The sequence below is a fragment of the Kitasatospora xanthocidica genome, from assembly GCF_014656195.1.
GTDB lineage: Bacteria > Actinomycetota > Actinomycetes > Streptomycetales > Streptomycetaceae > Kitasatospora > Kitasatospora xanthocidica.
Window position 1 is genome coordinate 337,525 of the sequence record NZ_BNBY01000004.1, and the last position, 17,452, is coordinate 354,976.

A 17,452-nucleotide genomic window follows, 5' to 3' on the forward strand; every position below is an offset into this window, starting at 1 on the left:
GATGGCCGACGACCTGCTCACCATCGCCGGGACTGCCTTCTCCTCCCGGCTGATCATGGGCACCGGCGGCGCGCCGAGCCTGGAGGTCCTGGAGCGCGCGCTGCTCGCCTCCGGAACCGAGCTGACCACGGTCGCGATGCGCCGGGTCGACGCCACCACCCAGGGCTCCGTCCTGGACGTGCTGACCCGCAACGGCATCCACGTCCTGCCCAACACGGCCGGCTGCTTCACCGCCGGCGAGGCCGTGCTGACCGCCCGGCTGGCCCGCGAGGCGCTCGGCACCGACTGGGTGAAGCTGGAGGTGATCGCCGACGAACGGACCCTCCTGCCGGACCCGATCGAGCTGCTGGACGCCGCCGAGACCCTGGTCGACGACGGCTTCACGGTGCTGCCGTACACCAACGACGACCCGGTGCTGGCCCGGAAGCTGGAGGACGTCGGCTGCGCCGCGATCATGCCGCTGGGCTCGCCGATCGGCTCCGGTCTCGGCATCCGAAACCCGCACAACTTCCAGCTGATCGTGGAGAGCGCGGGTGTCCCGGTGATCCTGGACGCGGGCGCCGGCACCGCCTCCGACGTCGCGCTCGCGATGGAACTGGGCTGCGCCGCGGTGATGCTGGCCTCCGCGGTGACCAGGGCCCAGGACCCGGTGCTGATGGCAGAGGCGATGCGGCACGCCGCCGAGGCGGGCCGGCTGGCCCACCGGGCCGGCCGCATCCCGCGCCGCTTCCACGCCGAGGCCTCCTCCGCGATGGCCGGCCGGGCCGACCTGGACACCCGCGAACGACCGGCGTTCTGACCCGTTTCGACCGCGCTCCGACGTGTCACAACCCGGGCACAGCCGGGCCCTGAGGCGGTGTCCTCCGGGTCCGGCCGCCCGGCCCGGCACTAGACTCGCCCGGGTGGACATGGCATTGCACGACCCGCTGATCGGCGCCCTGCTCGACAACCGGTACCGGGTCGAGCAGCGCATCGCCACCGGCGGGATGTCCACCGTCTACAAGGGCACCGACACCCGGCTGGACCGGGTGGTCGCCCTCAAGGTGATGCACCCGGCGCTGGCCGGCGACGAGGGCTTCACCGCCCGCTTCATCCGCGAGGCCAAGGCCGTCGCCAAGCTCACCCACCCCAATGTGGTCAACGTCTTCGACCAGGGCGCGGACGGCGGAAACGTTTTCCTCGCCATGGAGTACGTGCCCGGCGCCACCCTGCGCGACCTGCTGCGCGACCGCGGCGCGCTCTCCGTCCGGGCCGCGCTGGACGTCCTGGAGCCGGTGCTGGCCGCCCTCGGCGCCGCCCACCGGGCCGGGCTGGTGCACCGCGACGTCAAGCCCGAGAACGTGCTGATCACCGAGAGCGGCCTGGTCAAGGTCGCCGACTTCGGCCTGGTCCGGGTGCTCGGCACCGCCGACGGCGCCCCCACCTCGACCAGCACCGCCACCGGCGGCACGGTCCTCGGCACGGTCTCCTACCTGGCGCCCGAGCAGATCCTCCCGGACGCCCCCACCGACCAGCGGGTCGACGTCTACGCGGCCGGCATCCTGCTGTACGAGATGCTCACCGGCCGCCGCCCGCACACCGGCGACAACCCCGTCCAGGTCATGTACAAGCACCTGCACGAGGACGTCCCCGCGCCCTCCCTGACCGCGCCCGCGGTCGGCCCCGAACTGGACGCGATAGTGGCCGCCGCCTGCGCCCGGGCCGCCGAGGGCCGGCCGTACGACGCGGTCGAGCTGCTCGCCGCCCTCCAGCGGGTCCGCCGCACCCTGACCCCGGCCGAGCTGGACGCCGAACCGCCGGCCTCCACCCGCCCCAGCCCGCGCTACCCGACCAGCGAGCCGACCTCGGTGATCCGGCAGCCGCCCGCCGACGCGGTGCCGCCGGAGCGCACCAGCGTGCTGGACGTGCCCGCGGACCTGATGGACCAGCTGCTCACCGAGCCGCGCCCGTACGACGAGCCCGCCCCGGCGCGCGAGCGCCGGCCCGGCCTGCTGCGCCGGGTCCCCCGCAAGGCGCTGATCTGGGCCGCCGCGCTGACCGCGCTGGTGCTGGCGGTCGGCGGCGCCACCTACGGGCTCTCCGAGGGGCTGTACGGCTCGGTGCCCGGGGTGCTCGGCAAGGACCGGACGGAGGCGCAGCGGATCCTGGACAAGGAGGGCCTGCACGGCAGGTTCGTGGAGTCGTTCAGCGAGTCCGTTCCGGCCGGGCAGGTGATCTCCACCGACCCCGGGGTGGGCGCGCGCACCCGCCGGAGCGACACCGTCACCCTCACCGTCTCCAAGGGCCCCAAGCGGATCGCCGTACCGGACCTGGCCGGCAAGAGCGCCGCCGACGCCGCAGCGGCCCTGGCCGGCGCCCAGCTCACCAGGGGCGGCGTGACCGAGACCTACGACGACAGCGTCCCGGAGGGCTCGGTGATCAGCAGCTCGCCGGCGGCCGGGCAGCAGCTGCAGGAGAACGCGGCGGTCTCGCTGGTGGTCAGCAAGGGCATGGTCCCCGTCCCGAACGTCACCGGGCTGACCAAGGACGAGGCGCAGAAGGCGCTGCAGGCGGCGGGCTTCACCATGCAGACCACCGGCTGGGACGTGTTCGGCGCGGTCAAGGTGAACGGCCAGTCCCCGGCGGCCGGCGAGCGGCGGCCGCAGCGCAGCGCGGTGACGGTCAGGTTCTCGCTCTTCTAGGGCGTTCCCGAGGCCCCCGCCGGGCTCAGCGCAGCGGGCCGTCGCCCGGGTCCTCCTGGTAGGAGTAGCGCTGCTCGCTCCAGGGGTCGGCGAGGTTGTGGTAGCCGCGCTCCTCCCAGAAGCCGCGCCGGTCGGCCCGCATGTACTCCACCGCGCGGACCCACTTGGGGCCCTTCCAGGCGTACAGCTGCGGGACGACCAGCCGCACCGGGAAGCCGTGCTCGGCGGTGAGCGCCTCGCCGTTGCGGTGGGTGGCCAGCAGGGTGCGCGGGTCGGCGAAGTCGGCCAGCCGCAGGTTGGCGCTGTAGCCGTACTCGGCCCAGACCATCACGTGGGTGACGCCGGGCGCCGGGGGCACCAGGTCGAGGACGGCGGCGGCCGATACGCCCGTCCAGGTGTTGCCGAGCACGGAGAACTTGGTGACGCAGTGCAGGTCGGCGACCACGGTGGTGCGCGGGAGGGCGTTGAAGCCCGCGAAGTCCCAGCTGTGCTTCTCCGCCGAGGCGGTGGCGCCGAACACCTGGAGGTCCCAGCTCGGCGGCTTGAAGCGGGGCACCGGCCCGTAGTGCAGGGCGGGCCAGCCGCGCTGCACGCGCTGGCCCGGGGGGAGCCTCGGGTCAGACGGCGGAAGCGGTTCGTATTTGGACTGACCCATGGATCCATGGTGACAGACGGCGGACGAGCGCCGACGCGCGCCCCTTGGCACGCATTCGCGCCCCGCCCGTACGGGCCAGTGGTCGGCCCTCCGACGGGCGGTTTCCCACCAAATCGGATATTCCGACACATGTCCTAGTGAGTGTGAACTTACTGGAATTTCTTCCCATCACGGTGCCAGGATGCCCAGCGCAGGCCCCCACCCCCAGGACGAGCGCAGGAGGCACCCCCATGCAGGGCGATCCCGAGGTCATCGAGTTCCTCAACGAGCAGCTCACCGCCGAGCTGACCGCGATCAACCAGTACTTCCTGCACGCCAAGATGCAGGAGAACTTCGGCTGGACGAAGCTCGCCAAGTACACCCGGCACGAGTCCTTCGACGAGATGAAGCACGCCGAGACGCTCACCGACCGGATCCTGTTCCTGGACGGGCTGCCCAACTACCAGCGGCTGTTCCACGTCCGGATCGGCCAGACGGTCAAGGAGATGTTCGAGGCCGACCGCCAGGTCGAGGTCGAGGCGATCGACCGGCTCAAGCGCGGGATCGTGGTGATGCGGGCCAAGAACGACGTCACCTCGGCGAACATCTTCGAGGACATCCTGGCCGACGAGGAGCACCACATCGACTACCTCGACACCCAGCTGGAGCTCCTGGAGAAGCTCGGCGAGGCGCTCTACCTGGCCCAGCTCATCGAGCAGCCGGAGTCCTGAGGGCTCGGGCCACCCGCGCCCAGACGGCTCGGGCCGCCCGCGTCCCGAGGGCTCAGGCCACTCGCAGCGAGACCACCGGCGCGAGCGGGGCGACCTGGGCCGCGGCGGGCACCGGAGCGGTCGTGGCGCCGGGCGCGGCGCCGACCGCCGGCTCCGGGTCGGCGAGGCCGAGCTTCGCGGCCAGCCGCGCGGTCGGGCAGGGCCGGGCGCCGTGCTCGCCGAGCAGCGCCTGGATCCGGCGCACGCAGGACCCGCAGTCGGTGCCGGCCTTGCAGCCCTTGGCTATCTGGCGGGGGGTGTTGGCACCCCCGTCGATGGCCTTCTTCACCTGGTCCTCGGTGACCGCATGGCACATGCACACGTACATCGCGGAATCTCCCGGGGTGAAGCGGAAATGGATCTTGACTAAGGCTTGCCTTAGCTCACTAAGCCTCACCTTACCTGGCGATCCGGGTGTGAAAAAGCCCCTCCGGCCTCGGGAATCCCGAAACCGGAGGGGCCTTCGTCACAGTCGCCCGCCCGCTCACCGGGGCGGCTCGGGGCTCACTGCCCCCGGTACATCTCCGCGACCAGGAACGCCAGGTCCAGCGACTGGCTGCGGTTGAGCCGCGGGTCGCAGGCCGTCTCGTAGCGCTGGTGCAGGTCGTCCACCAGGACCTCGTCGCCGCCACCGACACACTCGGTGACGTCGTCGCCGGTCAGCTCCACGTGGATGCCGCCCGGGTGGGTGCCGAGCGCGCGGTGCACCTCGAAGAAGCCCTTGACCTCGTCCAGGACGTCGTCGAAGCTGCGGGTCTTGTGCCCGCTGGAGGCCTCGAAGGTGTTGCCGTGCATCGGGTCGCAGATCCACACCGGCTTGGCGCCGGAGGCGGTGACCTTCTCCACCAGGGCGGGCAGGTGGTCGCGGATCTTGCCCGCGCCCATCCGGGTGATGAAGGTCAGGCGGCCGGGCTCGCGCTCCGGGTCCAGCTTCTCGATCAGGGCCAGCGCCTCGTCCACCGAGGTGGTCGGGCCGAGCTTGACGCCGATCGGGTTGCGGACCTTCGAGGCGAACTCGATGTGCGCGTGGTCCAGCTGCCGGGTGCGCTCGCCGATCCACACCATGTGGCCGGAGACGTCGTACAGCTCGCCGGTGCGCGAGTCCACGCGGGTCAGCGCGGTCTCGTAGTCGAGGATCAGGGCCTCGTGCGAGGAGAAGAACTCGACGGTCTTGAACTCCTCCGGCGCGACACCGCACGCGTTCATGAACGCCAGGGCGTTGTCGATCTCCCGGGCGAGCTGCTCGTAGCGCTGGCCGGCCGGCGAGTTGCGCACGAAGTCCTGGTTCCAGGCGTGCACCTGGCGCAGGTCGGCGTAACCACCGGTGGTGAACGCGCGGACCAGGTTGAGCGTCGCGGCGGACGCGTTGTACATCCGCTTCAGGCGCTCCGGGTCCGGGCGACGGGACTCGGGGGTGAACTCGAAGCCGTTCACCGAGTCACCGCGGTAGACCGGCAGGGTCACGCCGTCGCGGGTCTCGGTCGACTTGGAGCGCGGCTTGGAGTACTGGCCGGCGATCCGGCCGACCTTCACCACCGGCACCGAGGCCGCGTACGTCAGTACGGCGGCCATCTGCAGGAGGGTCTTCAGCTTGTTGCGGATGTGCTCCGCCGAGACGCCGTCGAAGGCCTCGGCACAGTCACCGCCCTGGAGGAGGAATGCCTCCCCGCGCGCCACGGCTCCGAGCCGGGCGCGCAGCTGGTCGCACTCGCCGGCGAAGACGAGCGGCGGATACGAGGCGAGCTCGGCAAGGGTCTTGCGCAGAGCCTCTTGGTCCGGCCATTCAGGCTGCTGCGCCGCGGGCAGGGACTGCCAGGAGTGGGCAGCCCTCGATGTCTCAGTCGTAGCGGTCACACGGCCAAGGCTACGGGGTGACACGAGCGATTCGTGACCATTGCCCGAGTGGTGAGACACATCTCGGACAAACGCGTGACCAGCCTCACCCGTCCTGCCGGATCCGCTACGCTCGAACCATGCACGCGCCCCACAACCACTCCTGGTGGTGGGCCTCCTCCAAGGGTGGCCCACCGATCGCGCGTTCCTAGACGAACACGACGGCCGCCCCTCGGGGCGGCCGTCGGCGTCTGAGCAGACGGCCCTCCGGGAGCGGAACCCAGCACCGCCCTCGCCATCCACCCGGAAGGAAGCCGCACCGTGACCACCGTCACCGACCTGCTCAGCCGTCTCACCGCCCCCGGCGCCCCCGCCTTCGCCCTGCTGCACCGCCGCACCCCCCGCCTCGCCCCGGACACCGTCGAGGTGCTGCTCGGCACCGTCGACAGCTACGAGCGCCTCGCCGACCTCCCGGTGCGCGAGGGCGCCCCGGCCGGCGGCACCCCGGTGCACGACCTGCTCGCGCTCGTCCCGTACCGGCAGATCCGCGAGCGGGGGTTCGAGGCGCATGACGACGGCACCCCGTTGCAGGCCCTCGCGGTGGCTGAGCAGCACGTTCTCCCCTTGGCCGAATTCACCACCGCCCTACCGCAGTTGCCGGTGTCACTTGCCGGTGGCGCGTTCGACGTGGACGACGATTCGTACGCCTCGATCGTCCGCCGGGTGATCGAGGAGGAGATCGGCAACGGCGAGGGCGCCAACTTCGTGATCCGGCGCGACTTCCACGCCACCCTCGAAGACTTCTCCCCCGCGCTCGCGCTGACGCTGTTCCGGCGGCTGCTGGAGCAGGAGCGCGGCGCCTACTGGACCTTCCTGGTGCACACCGGCGACCGCGTCCTCGTCGGCGCCTCCCCCGAGGTCCACGTCCGGCAGAGCGGCGGCACCGTCGTGATGAACCCGATCTCCGGCACCTACCGCTATCCGGCGGGCGGCTCCGACATCGACTCGCTGCTCCGGTTCCTGCACGACCCGAAGGAGCTGGAGGAGCTCACCATGGTCGTGGACGAGGAGCTCAAGATGATGTGCACGGTCGGCGACCTCGGCGGCCAGGTGCTCGGGCCCCGGCTCAAGGAGATGGCCCACCTCGCCCACACCGAGTACGAGCTGCGCGGGCGCACCTCGCTGGACGTCCGCGAGGTGCTCCGCGAGACGATGTTCGCCGCGACCGTCACCGGCAGCCCGGTCGAGAACGCCACCCGGGTCATCCGGCGCTACGAGCCCACCGGCCGCGGCTACTACTCGGGCGCGCTCGCCCTGATCGGACGCTCCGCCAGCGGCGGGCAGCTGCTGGACTCGCCGATCTGCATCCGCACCGCCGACATCGACCCGGCCACCGGCCGGCTGGCCGTCCGGGTCGGCGCCACCCTGGTGCGCCACTCCGTCCCGGAGTCCGAGGTCGCCGAGACCCACGCCAAGGCCGCCGGGGTGCTCACCGCGATCGGTGCCCGGCCCGTGCCCGCCCGGCTGCCCCACCCCACCGGCCCCCGGCTCGCCGACGACCACCGGGTGCAGGCCGCCCTCGACTCCCGCCGGGCCGGCCTCGCGCCGTTCTGGCTGCGGATGCAGGCGCCGACCCCGGTCACCGAGACCGAGCCGACCCTGGTGGTGGACGGCGAGGACACCTTCACCTCGATGCTGGCCCACCTGCTCGGCTCCCTCGGCCACCGGGTGACGGTCGTGCGCTACGACGAGCCGGGGCTGCGCGCCCTGGTCGCGGCGCACCGCGGCCCGCTGGTGCTCGGCCCCGGGCCGGGCGACCCGGCCCTCGCCGACGACCCCAAGATGGCCGTGCTGCGGCCGATCGTCGCGGACGCGCTGGCCGCCGTCCGCTCCGGCGCCCGGACGGCGCCGCTGCTCGCGGTCTGCCTCAGCCACCAGCTGCTCTCCGCCGAACTCGGGCTGGCCCTGGGCCGCAAGGCCGTCCCCTACCAGGGGGCGCAGGAGACCATCGATCTCTTCGGCACCAAGCGGACGGTCGGCTTCTACAACACCTTCACCGCGCGCTGCTCGGAGGCCGACGCGGCCCGGCTGGCCGCCGAGGGCGTCGAGGTGGCCCGGGACGCCGCCACCGGCGACGTCCACGCCCTGCGCGGGACCGGCTTCGCCGGCCTCCAGTTCCACCCCGAGTCGGTGCTCACCCGCGAGGGCGTGGACATCGTGGCGGGCCTGCTGCGCGAGGCGGTGGCCGTACCGCGCTGAGCGGCCGCGGAGCCGAGGATCCGACGGCGTCCCGGGCGGTTCGCGGCCGCCCGGGGCCCGTCGGATCCCGTCTTCCGGGGCCTGCTCGATCGCGTATCAGATCTCGTCGAGGCCCTGCTCGATCGCGTACCGGACCAGCTCCACCCGGTTGTGCAGCTGCAGCTTCCCGAGCGTGTTCTGCACGTGGTTCTGGACCGTGCGGTGCGACAGCACCAGCCGGTCCGCGATCTGGCGGTACGACAGGCCCTTGGCCACCAGCCGCAGCACCTCGGTCTCCCGGGTGGTCAGCTGCGGCGCGGCCGGCGCCGAGGCCGCGACCGGCTCGGCGGCCAGCCGGCGGAACTCGCCGAGCACCAGGCCGGCCAGGCCCGGGGTGAACACGGCGTCCCCGACGGCCGTACGGCGCACCGCGTCCAGCAGCTCCTCCCGCCCGGCCGACTTCACCAGGTACCCGGTCGCACCGGACTTCACCGCCTCCAGCACGTCCTGGTGCTCCCCGCTGGCCGACAGCACCAGCACCCGCACCGCCGGGTCGTGCGCGACCACCTGGCGGCACACCTCGGCGCCGGGCAGCCCGGGCAGGTTGAGGTCCAGCACGACGACCTGCGGCGTGCAGGCGCGGGCGCGGCGGACGGCCTCCTCGCCGTCGCCCGCCGTGGCCACCACGTCCAGCCCGGCCTCGGCGAGGTCGCGCGAGACGGCGTCCCGCCACATCGGGTGGTCGTCGACCACCATCACCCGCACCGGCCGGTCGGTGGTCGGCTGATCGGTCGTCAGCTGGTCGGTCATTGATTGGCCTTCCTCGGGACCCGCAGTTCGACCTCGACGCCCTCGCCGGGCGCCGAGTACAGCTCGGCCGTGCCGCCGAGGTCCAGCAGCCGGCCGCGGATGGACTGGGAGACGCCCAGCCGGCCGGCCCGCTCCGCCTCGCCGAGCCGGCCGGGGGCGTACCCCGGGCCGTCGTCGCGGATGCTGACCGTGACGGCCTCCGGCTCGTCCTCGACCAGGATCCAGGCCCTGGCCTCCGCCCCGGCGTGCCGGCGGACGTTGTCCACGGCCGCGCCGACCGCCGCGGCCAGCTCCCCCGCCGCCGGGGCGGAGAGCAGCACCGGGGTGCCGGGGGCGGAGAGCGTGATCCGCTCGTCCGCGTACGGGCGCAGCAGCGCGGTCAGGTCGCGCGGTTCGGCGGCGTCGGGCTCCGGCAGGCGCTGGGCCGGGATCGGTCCGCCGGTCATCAGCGTCCGCAGCGCGCGTTCCTGCTCCCCGGCCAGCCGGCCCAGTTCGGCGAAGGAGGCGCCACCGCCGGTGCCGCTGCCGCCGGTGTCACCGCCCGGCCCGCCGCCCAGCTCGGCGCCGCGCCGCTGGACCAGCGCGAGCACCTGCAGCACACCGTCGTGGATGTCCCGGGAGAGCCGCTCGCGCTCCCGGGTGGCCGCCTCGACCTGGAGCGCCCGGGTGAGCGTGGCCTCGCTGGCCCGGGCCAGTTCGATCACGTAGCCGATCGCGCACCCGGCGACCATCAGCAGCACGATGTTGTGGATGTTGTCGCCGGTCGGCCCGCCGTGGCCGAGGATGTTGGCGACCCCGATCACCGAGCCCGCGGCCGCCGCCGGGCGCCAGCCGCCCTTCGCGGCGCAGCCGAGCACCGTCCCGGCGGCCCAGATGGTGGGCAGGGTGGGCGCGCCGTGGCTGATCCGGGCCGGGGCGTCGGTCAGTCCGCTCATCACGATGCCGGTGACGGCGAGCGTGAGGTCGACGCCCAGGACGTACCAGGTGCAGCGCTGCGGGTTGGCGAAGGCCCGGACGGTGGCGAGCGTCCAGAGGGTGAGCGCGCCGAGGAAGATCCAGCCGGCCACCGGGTGCAGGAAGTGCAGGTACGAGTTGACGTACCGCAGCAGCGCGTAGATCAGGGCCAGCACCCGGAAGTAGGAGATGGCCCGCCACAGCGGGAGTTCGACGGACATGCCGCCGGCCGCCACCGTTCCCCCCACCGCGCCGGCTCTGCCGCCGTCCGTCATCCGCCCCTCCCCGGGCCCGGCCGGGCCGTCAGGACGACCCGGTCTCCTTGTCCGCCTCCGCGGCCTTCTCCGCCTTCTCGGCCTCGGCGGCCTCCGCCTTCTCCGCCTTGGCCGCCGCGCGGCGCTCGGCGTCCGCCTTCTTCTTGTCGTCGGCGATCTGCCGCTTGGCGGCGGTCGCGTAGATGTCGACGTACTCCTGGCCGGAGAGCCGCATGATCTCGTACATCACCTCGTCCGTCACCGAACGGAGGATGAAGCGGTCGTTCTCCATGCCGTGGTAGCGGGAGAAGTCCAGCGGGCGGCCGATCCGGATGCCGGGGCGGATGCCGAAGTTCGGGACCACCTGGCCGGGCGGCTGCACCTTCTCGGTGTCGATCATGGCGACCGGGATCACCGGCGCGCCGGTGGCGAGCGCGACGCGCGCCAGACCGCCGACCTTGCCGCGGTACAGCTTGCCGTCGGGCGAGCGGGTGCCCTCGGGGTAGACGCCGAACAGCTCGCCGCGGTCCAGCACCGCGATGGCACTGCGGATCGCGGCCTCGCCGGCGCCGCGCACACCCGAGCGGTCCACCGGCAGCTGGCCGACGCCCTTGAAGAAGGCGGCGGTCAGCCGGCCCTTGAGGCCCGGGGTGTTGAAGTACTCGGCCTTCGCGATGAAGGTCACCCGGCGCTTGATCAGCGCGGGGAAGAAGAACGAGTCCGAGAAGGACAGGTGGTTGCTCGCGATGATCGCCGCACCCTCGGTGGGGATGTTCTCCTCACCCTCGATCCACGGCCGGAAGAAGATCCGAAGCAGTGGCGCGACGATCATCTTCATCAGTCGGTAGAACAACCCGGGCCTCCTGTTATGCGGACCGGTCGATCCTAATGCCCCGCGGCCCCCGGCTGTGCCCGGCCCCGCCGAAGCCGTCGTCCGGCCCGGTCCGAGGGCCCGCCGAAGCCGCCGTCCGGCCCCGTCGAAGGGGGTGTACGACCCGGCGCGGGGCGTGGGACGATGCGAATTCCCGCAGCTCCACCCCCAGCGTCCCCTCCCCCAGCGCCATCCGCCCGCGAAGGAGTCCGCCATGCCGCTGCTGCCCGGTGCCGAACCGTACCGCCACCGCGGCGGACCGGTGGGGGTGCTGCTCTGCCACGGCTTCACCGGGTCGCCGCAGTCGCTGCGGCCGTGGGCCGAGGAGCTGGCGGCCGCCGGGTTCACCGTCGCGCTGCCGCTGCTGCCCGGCCACGGCACCCGCTGGCAGGACATGCAGCTCACCCGTTGGGAGGACTGGTACGCGGAGGTCGAGCGCGAACTGCTGGCCCTCGCCGACGAGTGCGAGCAGGTCTTCGTCTGCGCGCTGTCGATGGGCGGCGCGCTGGCCCTGCGGCTCGCCGCGGTGCACGGCCCGACGGTGTCCGGGCTGGTCCTGGTCAACCCGTCGGTCCGCTCGGACACCCCCGCGAGTGTGCTGCTTCCGGTGCTGCGCCACCTCGTCCCCAGCCTGCCCGGGATCGCGAACGACATCGCCAAGCCCGGTGCGACCGAGCTCGGCTACGACCGGACACCGCTGCACGCCGCCTGGTCGCTGAGCCGGCTGTGGCAGGAGGTCCAGCACCGCCTGCCGGAGGTGACCCAGCCGGTCCTGCTCTTCCACAGCCCGCAGGACCACGTCGTCTCCCCGGCCAACTCGGAACTGGTGCTGGCCCGGATATCCTCGACCGACGTGACGGAACGGCTGTGCCAGCGCAGCTTCCACGTCGCGACGCTGGACCACGACGCGGCGGAAATATTCGCGGCCAGCCAGGACTTCATCCGACGGCTGGCCCCCGCGCACGCGGCGGGCGCAACCCGGGTCGAATCCGACGATCACCATGGCTGAAGGGCCGGAAGTGCACGAGAGCAGCACGGCGGGCGGCGGGGACGAGGCTCCCCGCGAGGACGGCGCGACGAAGGACAGTGCGACGACGGACGGTGGGGCGAAGGACGGCGGGGCGAAGGAGCCCGCCGCCCCGAGCGGTGCGCCGACCGGGCGCGGCGGCGCCGACGGCGGCGTGACGCCGGCGCCCGCGAACGACGTCGCCGACGTCACCGAGGAGGCCACCGCACCGGAGGCCCCCGCCGAGGCCGCCCGGCCCCGCCGCGCGCCCGAGCGCAGCCAGGCCGAGCAGGACGAGATCTTCGCCGCCCTGGTCGCCCAGTTCGACGATCCGGTCGACCTCAACAACCCCAACTGGCCCGAGGTCGAGAACCTCCGCGCCCAGAACGAGCTCAAGGGCGGCTACAAGGACGGCACCGGAGGCGGCGGCGAGCAGGACGGCCTCGCCGACCTCGCCCCGCAGCCCCGCCCCCGCTCCGGCCGCCCGGTGCTGCCCGCCGCCGCCTCCGGCCCGCGCGACTTCGAGCTGGCCGAGGAGACCGACGAGGACCACTACGTCCCGCCGGAGCCACCGCCGCTGCCCGCCGCCGACGTGACCGCCAAGTTCGCCTGGCTGGCCGTGCTCGGCGGGCCCGCGCTGCTGCTGGTCGACGCGGTGGTCTGGCGGGAGATCTCCGGCTGGCCCGCCTGGGTCGGGATCACCGCCTTCCTCGGCGGCTTCGTCACCCTGGTGGCCCGGATGCGGGACCGCGACGAGGACGAGCCGGAGGACCCGCACAACGGCGCGGTGGTCTAGGGCCTGCCTACCGGCAGCTCCAGCACCGCGAGCACCGGCAGGTGGTCGGTCGCGGCCCGCAGGTCGGCCTCGGTGACGCCGGGCAGTCCGTGCGGCACCCCGCAGCCGAGGACGGTGACCCCGGGCGTGGCGAAGACGGCGTCGATCCGCTGGTAGGGGCGCTCCGGTACGGACGTGAACTCGCCGCCCCAGGGCGCGGTCGGGTACCCGTCCTGCAGCCGGGAGGCCAGCAGCTGCCAGCCGGGCCCGTCCGGGTGCTCGTTGAAGTCCCCTGCCACGACGCCGTGTTCGGCGATCCCCAGCTGGTCCAGCAGCAGCTCGAACTGCCCGTACCGCTCCTCGGGGTCCAGGCTGAGGTGGCAGCTGGTGAGGGTGAAGGGCGCCGTGCCGGGCAGCCGCAGCAGTGCGGTGGCGAAGCCCCGGGCGTGCAGGCCGCGGGTCTTGGGCAGCAGCCGGTCGCGCACGCCCAGCACCTCCGCCGCGCCGGGCCGGCCGAGCAGCAGCGGCCCGGCGGCGGTGCGGCCGCCACCGGCCAGCACGACCGTCCCGGTCTGCCGGGCCAGCCACCCGGCCTGGCCCTCGGGACGCCAGTAGCGCGGCGACTCCTGGACGCAGACCAGGTCGGGCGCACAGGCCCGGACGACCCGGGCCAGCGCCCGCCGGTCGTCCCGCAGCGAGCGGATGTTGTAGCTGAGCAGGCGCAGCCGGCGCGGGCCCGCGGGCGGCAACGGCCCGACGGGGGCGGCGGTCTCGGTCGCGGCGGTCATGGTCCTCCCCGGTACGTCGTCGCCGGTGGCGTCGGCACTGGCTCCGACCGTACGCGGCGGCGCCGGGACGTGCGACGGCGGCGGTGCGTCCGGGATTGGTCGGGGCCCGGTCGCACCGCCGCCGGCGGGCTGGGAAGAGGGAAGGGGTGTTCCCCGGAGGCGAAGCGGGAGCCCCGCCTGAGCCGAAGGGACGCGCCGGTGCCGAAAGGAAGAAGCGAGGAGGCCCGAGGGACGAAGGGCCTTGGAGCGCCGACCGTCGGCACCGGGTCAGAGCGTCCCGGAGGCGAAGGGGGAGTAACGGCTACGCGGGGATGCGGGCGAGGTCCGCGGCGCCGACGATGCCGGCGGCGGAGCCCATCGAGGCCAGGACGACCTCGGCGCGGGGGCGGTGCACGCCGCCGGTCAGGTAGTGCTCGAAGGCCTTGGCGACCGGGTCGAGCAGCAGCCGTCCGGAGTCGGAGACGCCGCCACCGAGCACGAAGACGCCCGGGTCGAACAGCGCGGCGAGGTCGGCCATGCCGCGGCCCAGCCAGTCGGCCAGTTCGGAGTAGCACTCCAGGGCGAGCGGGTCGCCCGCCTCGGCGGCCTCGGTGATGTGGATGCCGCGGATGGTCTCGGCGACACCGTCGTTGAGGTCCAGCATCCGCTTGCCGCGCACCGGGTCGGCCGCGGCCTTCTCCCGGCCGTAGCGGCGCAGCGCGCGTCCGGAGCCGTACTGCTCCCAGCAGCCCTTGCCGCCGCAGCCGCACTGCAGGCCGTCCGGGACCATGTTGAGGTGGCCGATCTCGCCGGCCACGCCGAAGCGGCCGCGGTGCAGCCGGCCTTCCAGGACGATGCCGCCGCCGATGCCGGTGCCGACGGTGATCAGCACCATGTCCTGGTGGTCGGCGGCCGCGCCGAAGCGGAACTCGGCCCAGGCGGCGCAGTTGGCGTCGTTCTCGACGACCGTGGACAGGCCGGTGAGTTCCTCGATCCGCCCGCGCAGCGGCTCGTTCTCCCAGTCGATGTTGGGCGCGAAGATCACCGTGGAACGGTTGCTGTCGACGAAGCCGGGGGCTCCGACGCCGACCGCGGTGACGCCGGGGTGCTGCTCCTTGAGCTCGCGGACGGCCTGCGCGATGGCGTCGACCGCCCACTGCGGGTCGGCCGGGGTGGGGACCCTGGTCCGGGCCAGGATCGCGCCCGCCTCGTCGACCACGCCTGCCGCGATCTTGGTCCCGCCGACATCGACGCCGATGGTCAGAGCCATGTGTGCCTCAGCTATTCACTCGTTCCCGCTGGACGGAACCGTACCGCCCAACCCTGTCCCCGTCACCACCCTCGCATACATTATCCGAAGACAATTCTGGGCGATCAGGGCCGAGATACTTCAAAAGTCGTATCTAATCGCCCGCTTCGTCACGCACGAGAGCAACGCGATCACCCTCCGAAAGTTACGGTTTCACTGCTTGGCGGACGGCTCGTCAGGCCCGTCGAGGTCGATCTTCTCGGTGTCCGCGCCCTGCCCGGCGGTCCAGCGGCTCTCGTGCCCGGCCACGGCGGCGCGGTAGGCGGCCAGCAGCTCGGCGCCCGCGGCGGCGATGCCGGAACCGGCGGCGGCGAGGTGGGTGTAGACCTCCGGCTGCTGGGTGCGGAGGCGGTCGGCCAGCCCGGAGAGGCCGATCAGGGTGGTGGCGCCGGCCTCCTGGGCCTTCTCGCCGAGCGCACCGGCGAACCGGCGCACCTCGTCCACCAGCGGGCCCAGCTCCGGCCCGAACGGATGGGCCTGGGCCTCCCCCGGCCCGCCGGACTCCGCGCGGTCGTCCGCCGCAACCCGGTCCTGGCCGGGCTCAGCCCGGTCCCCGTCAGCCTCGGTACGGCCCCCGACGGGCTCAGCGCGGTCGTCGACGGGCTCGGTGCGGTCGTCGGTGCTGGTCATCGCGGGCGCCTCCTCAACCGTGGCCGCACCCCGCGGCCCTCCGGCCCGACGCTACCCGACCGCCCGCGGGGCCCGTCCTCGGTCGCCGGCCGGGGAGGCCGGACGGCCCGTCAGCCCCGCGGCCAGAGCGCGGGGTCGGGTGCGAACCGCACCGACAGCACGCCGTCCAGCAGCCCCGCACCGGCCACGGTGCAGCGGCGCAGCGCGGAGGGCAGCGGGAGCACCCGGCGGTGGGCGCCGATGCCGACCACCAGGTCGTCGCCGCGGCGGACGAGGTCCAGCTCGGCCCGGTCGGCGCCGGGCAGGCCGAGGTGCCAGACCAGCAGGCCGTCCGCGGCGAGCCGGTCCTCGACCGTCCAGGGCGCGGGGGCCGGCCGCTCGGGCCCGGGGCCGTCCCCGTACAGCCGGTCGGCGACGGCTTCCAGGGTGGCGTCGGCCAGGCCGGCGACCAGGACGGGGGCGTCGGTCCCGGCGGCGAGGGCGGCCAGTTCCTCCTGCCGGCGGCGGGCCAGGGCGGCCAGCCAGGGGTCGGGTGAGGAGAGGGCGGCCTCGGGCAGCGCGCCGTGCACGACCACGGCGTCCGGCCGGTGCCCGTACAGCGCGAGCCCGGCCCGGATCCGGCGCAGCTCCTCGAACGGGTGGCCGTCGGCCGGGACGACCAGGCGGACGCTGGTGCCGGGGTCGGTGATCGCGGCCTGGGACTCGGCGAGCGCCGCGGCGGCCTTGCCGCGTCCCTCGTACAGCCAGTCGGCGGGCATCGGGACGCCGGCCAGTCCGGCCAGCAGCGGTCGCAGTGCCCGGGCGGCCTGCCGCTGCTCAGGGACGAGCCGGTCCAGGTAGCGGGCGAGCTGCTCGGGCAGGGCGAGGCTCGCGATCAGTTCGGCGGGCGGCGGGGCGAGCACGACCAGGACGTCCTGGTCGGCGGCGGGCAGCGCGCGCAGCAGGGCGAGCCGGGCGATGCCGGGGAGGGCGGTGAGCTCCTCGGGGTCGAGCTGTTCGGCGCCGAGCAGGTCGAGGGCGGGCTTGAGCCGGGTGGTGAGCTCGCCGACGGCGTAGCGGAAGGCGGCCTGCTCGTCGATCCGGGAGACGGTCAGGCCCGGTGCGTAGTGGAGCGGTTCGGGCTCCAGCCGGGTGCCGAGGGCGGAGTCCAGTGCGCGGTGCGGGTCGTCGGCCGCCAGCAGCCAGGTGCGGTGGCCGCGCCGGGCGGCGTGCAGGGCGGTGGCGGCGGCCACCGCGGGCGCGCCCGCGTCGCCGCTGACCAGGATGGTGCGTGTCGCCGTCATGCCGTCGGCCCCCGTTCCGCGCGTCAGCCCTCGACGCGCTTCTTCAGTCCGGCGAGGGCGCGGTCGATGATGACCTTCTCGGCCTTGCGCTTGATCATGCCGAGCATCGGGATCTTGACGTCCACGGCCAGCTGGTAGGTGACCTCGGTGCGGCCGCCGGACAGCGGGGCGAGGGTGTAGGTGCCGTCGAGCGAGCGGAGCATCTGGCTGCGCACGAGGGTCCAGCCGACCTCGCGGTCGCCGTCCCAGGTGTAGGCGAGGACGTGCTCGTCGCGGATGGCGCCGGCGTCGAGGAGCAGCCGGACCTGGGCGGCGCGGCCGTCCTCGCCGGTCTCCAGGACCTCGATCTCCTTGACCTCACCGGTCCAGGCCGGGTAGGCGGCGAAGTCGGCGATCACGGCCATGACCGTGGCCGGGGTCGCGTCGATGGTGATGCTCGACCTGGTGTGCTCCGCCATGGAATGGCCCTCCGCGTCGTCCCTCTGCCTGCCGGTCCCGGCCGGGGCGCGCTCGGCCCGTCCCGCCCGGAGCAGGCTATCGCGACCGGAGATCGGATCGACGGCGCGGGCCAGGCCCGGTGGACCCGGAAGCGGGCGTCGGGCAGGCGGGTCACCGCATGCTACCGACCGGTCACCTA

General features: G+C 73.7%; 17 protein-coding genes. 6 read left to right on the plus strand and 11 right to left on the minus strand.

Annotated elements, in window-relative coordinates; all coding sequences use genetic code 11:
• The first annotated feature begins 1 nt into the window (after position 1).
• Positions 2–799: a thiazole synthase gene (locus IE332_RS09875; RefSeq protein WP_189915107.1), complete on the plus strand. Its 798-nt coding sequence runs from the start codon at positions 2–4 to the stop codon at positions 797–799.
• A 109-nt stretch (positions 800–908) separates the two neighbouring features.
• Positions 909–2,681: a Stk1 family PASTA domain-containing Ser/Thr kinase gene (gene pknB, locus IE332_RS09880; protein ID WP_189915109.1), complete on the plus strand. Its 1,773-nt coding sequence runs from the start codon at positions 909–911 to the stop codon at positions 2,679–2,681.
• Positions 2,682–2,706: 25 nt separating this feature from the next.
• Here pknB and IE332_RS09885 read toward each other — a convergent pair whose 3' ends face one another.
• Positions 2,707–3,336 carry a sulfite oxidase-like oxidoreductase gene (locus tag IE332_RS09885; RefSeq protein ID WP_189915111.1) on the minus strand — a complete coding sequence of 210 codons (630 nt, stop codon included), beginning with the start codon at positions 3,334–3,336 and terminating at the stop codon, positions 2,707–2,709.
• A gap of 230 nt (positions 3,337–3,566) precedes the next feature.
• Here IE332_RS09885 and bfr point away from each other — a divergent pair, with 230 nt between their 5' ends.
• Positions 3,567–4,046 carry a bacterioferritin gene (gene bfr, locus IE332_RS09890; RefSeq protein ID WP_030239990.1) on the plus strand — a complete coding sequence of 160 codons (480 nt, stop codon included), beginning with the start codon at positions 3,567–3,569 and terminating at the stop codon, positions 4,044–4,046.
• Positions 4,047–4,098: 52 nt separating this feature from the next.
• Here the strand turns inward: bfr and IE332_RS09895 are convergent, their stop codons facing one another.
• Positions 4,099–4,401, minus strand: coding sequence for a (2Fe-2S)-binding protein (locus IE332_RS09895; protein WP_373313693.1), 303 nt, complete (start codon positions 4,399–4,401; stop codon positions 4,099–4,101).
• Positions 4,402–4,589: 188 nt separating this feature from the next.
• Positions 4,590–5,939, minus strand: a complete 1,350-nt coding sequence (locus tag IE332_RS09900; protein ID WP_189915114.1) for a class II 3-deoxy-7-phosphoheptulonate synthase — start codon at positions 5,937–5,939, stop codon at positions 4,590–4,592.
• 300 nt (positions 5,940–6,239) lie between these two features.
• Between IE332_RS09900 and IE332_RS09905 the strand changes: the two genes are divergently transcribed.
• Positions 6,240–8,177 (plus strand): anthranilate synthase family protein, encoded by a 1,938-nt coding sequence (locus IE332_RS09905; RefSeq protein WP_189915116.1) that lies wholly within the window; start codon positions 6,240–6,242, stop codon positions 8,175–8,177.
• Positions 8,178–8,273: 96 nt separating this feature from the next.
• On the opposite strand, the gene IE332_RS09910 is transcribed toward IE332_RS09905, so the two are convergent.
• Genes IE332_RS09910 through IE332_RS09920 form a run of 3 tightly spaced genes read right to left on the minus strand, consistent with a single transcriptional unit; the run spans position 8,274 to position 11,027 of the window.
• Complete coding sequence (locus IE332_RS09910) at positions 8,274–8,966, minus strand: response regulator (protein ID WP_189915118.1); 693 nt, start codon at positions 8,964–8,966, stop codon at positions 8,274–8,276.
• A complete protein-coding gene (gene macS / locus IE332_RS09915; protein WP_229928477.1) occupies positions 8,963–10,195 on the minus strand; it encodes a MacS family sensor histidine kinase in 1,233 nt (410 codons plus the stop codon). Before macS ends, IE332_RS09910 begins: the two co-directional genes overlap by 4 nt.
• 28 nt (positions 10,196–10,223) lie before the next feature.
• Complete coding sequence (locus IE332_RS09920; protein ID WP_189915120.1) at positions 10,224–11,027, minus strand: lysophospholipid acyltransferase family protein; 804 nt, start codon at positions 11,025–11,027, stop codon at positions 10,224–10,226.
• 232 nt (positions 11,028–11,259) lie between these two features.
• On the opposite strand from IE332_RS09920, the gene IE332_RS09925 reads away from it, so the two are divergent.
• Positions 11,260–12,054, plus strand: coding sequence for an alpha/beta hydrolase (locus IE332_RS09925; RefSeq protein ID WP_189915122.1), 795 nt, complete (start codon positions 11,260–11,262; stop codon positions 12,052–12,054).
• A gap of 10 nt (positions 12,055–12,064) precedes the next feature.
• Positions 12,065–12,847 (plus strand): hypothetical protein, encoded by a 783-nt coding sequence (locus IE332_RS09930; RefSeq protein ID WP_229928478.1) that lies wholly within the window; start codon positions 12,065–12,067, stop codon positions 12,845–12,847.
• Here the strand turns inward: IE332_RS09930 and IE332_RS09935 are convergent.
• The 5 genes from IE332_RS09935 to IE332_RS09955 all read right to left on the minus strand — a co-directional run bounded on the left by IE332_RS09935 (position 12,844) and on the right by IE332_RS09955 (position 17,273).
• Positions 12,844–13,614 carry an endonuclease/exonuclease/phosphatase family protein gene (locus IE332_RS09935; RefSeq protein ID WP_189915124.1) on the minus strand — a complete coding sequence of 257 codons (771 nt, stop codon included), beginning with the start codon at positions 13,612–13,614 and terminating at the stop codon, positions 12,844–12,846. The genes IE332_RS09930 and IE332_RS09935 overlap by 4 nt on opposite strands.
• A 301-nt stretch (positions 13,615–13,915) precedes the next feature.
• Positions 13,916–14,863, minus strand: a complete 948-nt coding sequence (locus IE332_RS09940; RefSeq protein ID WP_189915132.1) for an ROK family glucokinase — start codon at positions 14,861–14,863, stop codon at positions 13,916–13,918.
• A 192-nt stretch (positions 14,864–15,055) separates the two neighbouring features.
• Complete coding sequence (locus tag IE332_RS40850; protein ID WP_229928479.1) at positions 15,056–15,532, minus strand: DUF5304 family protein; 477 nt, start codon at positions 15,530–15,532, stop codon at positions 15,056–15,058.
• A 110-nt stretch (positions 15,533–15,642) separates the two neighbouring features.
• On the minus strand, positions 15,643–16,815 hold the full coding sequence (locus tag IE332_RS09950; RefSeq protein ID WP_189915133.1) for an ArsA family ATPase: 1,173 nt from the start codon (positions 16,813–16,815) through the stop codon (positions 15,643–15,645).
• Positions 16,816–16,838: 23 nt separating this feature from the next.
• Positions 16,839–17,273 (minus strand): SRPBCC family protein, encoded by a 435-nt coding sequence (locus IE332_RS09955; RefSeq protein WP_189915135.1) that lies wholly within the window; start codon positions 17,271–17,273, stop codon positions 16,839–16,841.
• Between the last annotated feature and the right edge of the window lie 179 nt (positions 17,274–17,452).

What these genes read in the sequence shown, in the direction of transcription:
- IE332_RS09955 (WP_189915135.1), bottom strand. Translation starts at nt 17,273, where the DNA reads ATGGCGGAGCACACCAGGTCGAGCATCACCATCGACGCGACCCCGGCC.
- IE332_RS09940 (WP_189915132.1), bottom strand. Translation starts at nt 14,863, where the DNA reads ATGGCTCTGACCATCGGCGTCGATGTCGGCGGGACCAAGATCGCGGCA.
- IE332_RS09925 (WP_189915122.1), top strand. Translation starts at nt 11,260, where the DNA reads ATGCCGCTGCTGCCCGGTGCCGAACCGTACCGCCACCGCGGCGGACCG.
- IE332_RS40850 (WP_229928479.1), bottom strand. Translation starts at nt 15,532, where the DNA reads ATGACCAGCACCGACGACCGCACCGAGCCCGTCGACGACCGCGCTGAG.
- macS (WP_229928477.1), bottom strand. Translation starts at nt 10,195, where the DNA reads ATGACGGACGGCGGCAGAGCCGGCGCGGTGGGGGGAACGGTGGCGGCC.
- IE332_RS09935 (WP_189915124.1), bottom strand. Translation starts at nt 13,614, where the DNA reads ATGACCGCCGCGACCGAGACCGCCGCCCCCGTCGGGCCGTTGCCGCCC.
- IE332_RS09875 (WP_189915107.1), top strand. Translation starts at nt 2, where the DNA reads ATGGCCGACGACCTGCTCACCATCGCCGGGACTGCCTTCTCCTCCCGG.
- IE332_RS09910 (WP_189915118.1), bottom strand. Translation starts at nt 8,966, where the DNA reads ATGACCGACCAGCTGACGACCGATCAGCCGACCACCGACCGGCCGGTG.
- IE332_RS09885 (WP_189915111.1), bottom strand. Translation starts at nt 3,336, where the DNA reads ATGGGTCAGTCCAAATACGAACCGCTTCCGCCGTCTGACCCGAGGCTC.
- IE332_RS09895 (WP_373313693.1), bottom strand. Translation starts at nt 4,401, where the DNA reads ATGTGCCATGCGGTCACCGAGGACCAGGTGAAGAAGGCCATCGACGGG.
- IE332_RS09950 (WP_189915133.1), bottom strand. Translation starts at nt 16,815, where the DNA reads ATGACGGCGACACGCACCATCCTGGTCAGCGGCGACGCGGGCGCGCCC.
- pknB (WP_189915109.1), top strand. Translation starts at nt 909, where the DNA reads ATGGCATTGCACGACCCGCTGATCGGCGCCCTGCTCGACAACCGGTAC.
- bfr (WP_030239990.1), top strand. Translation starts at nt 3,567, where the DNA reads ATGCAGGGCGATCCCGAGGTCATCGAGTTCCTCAACGAGCAGCTCACC.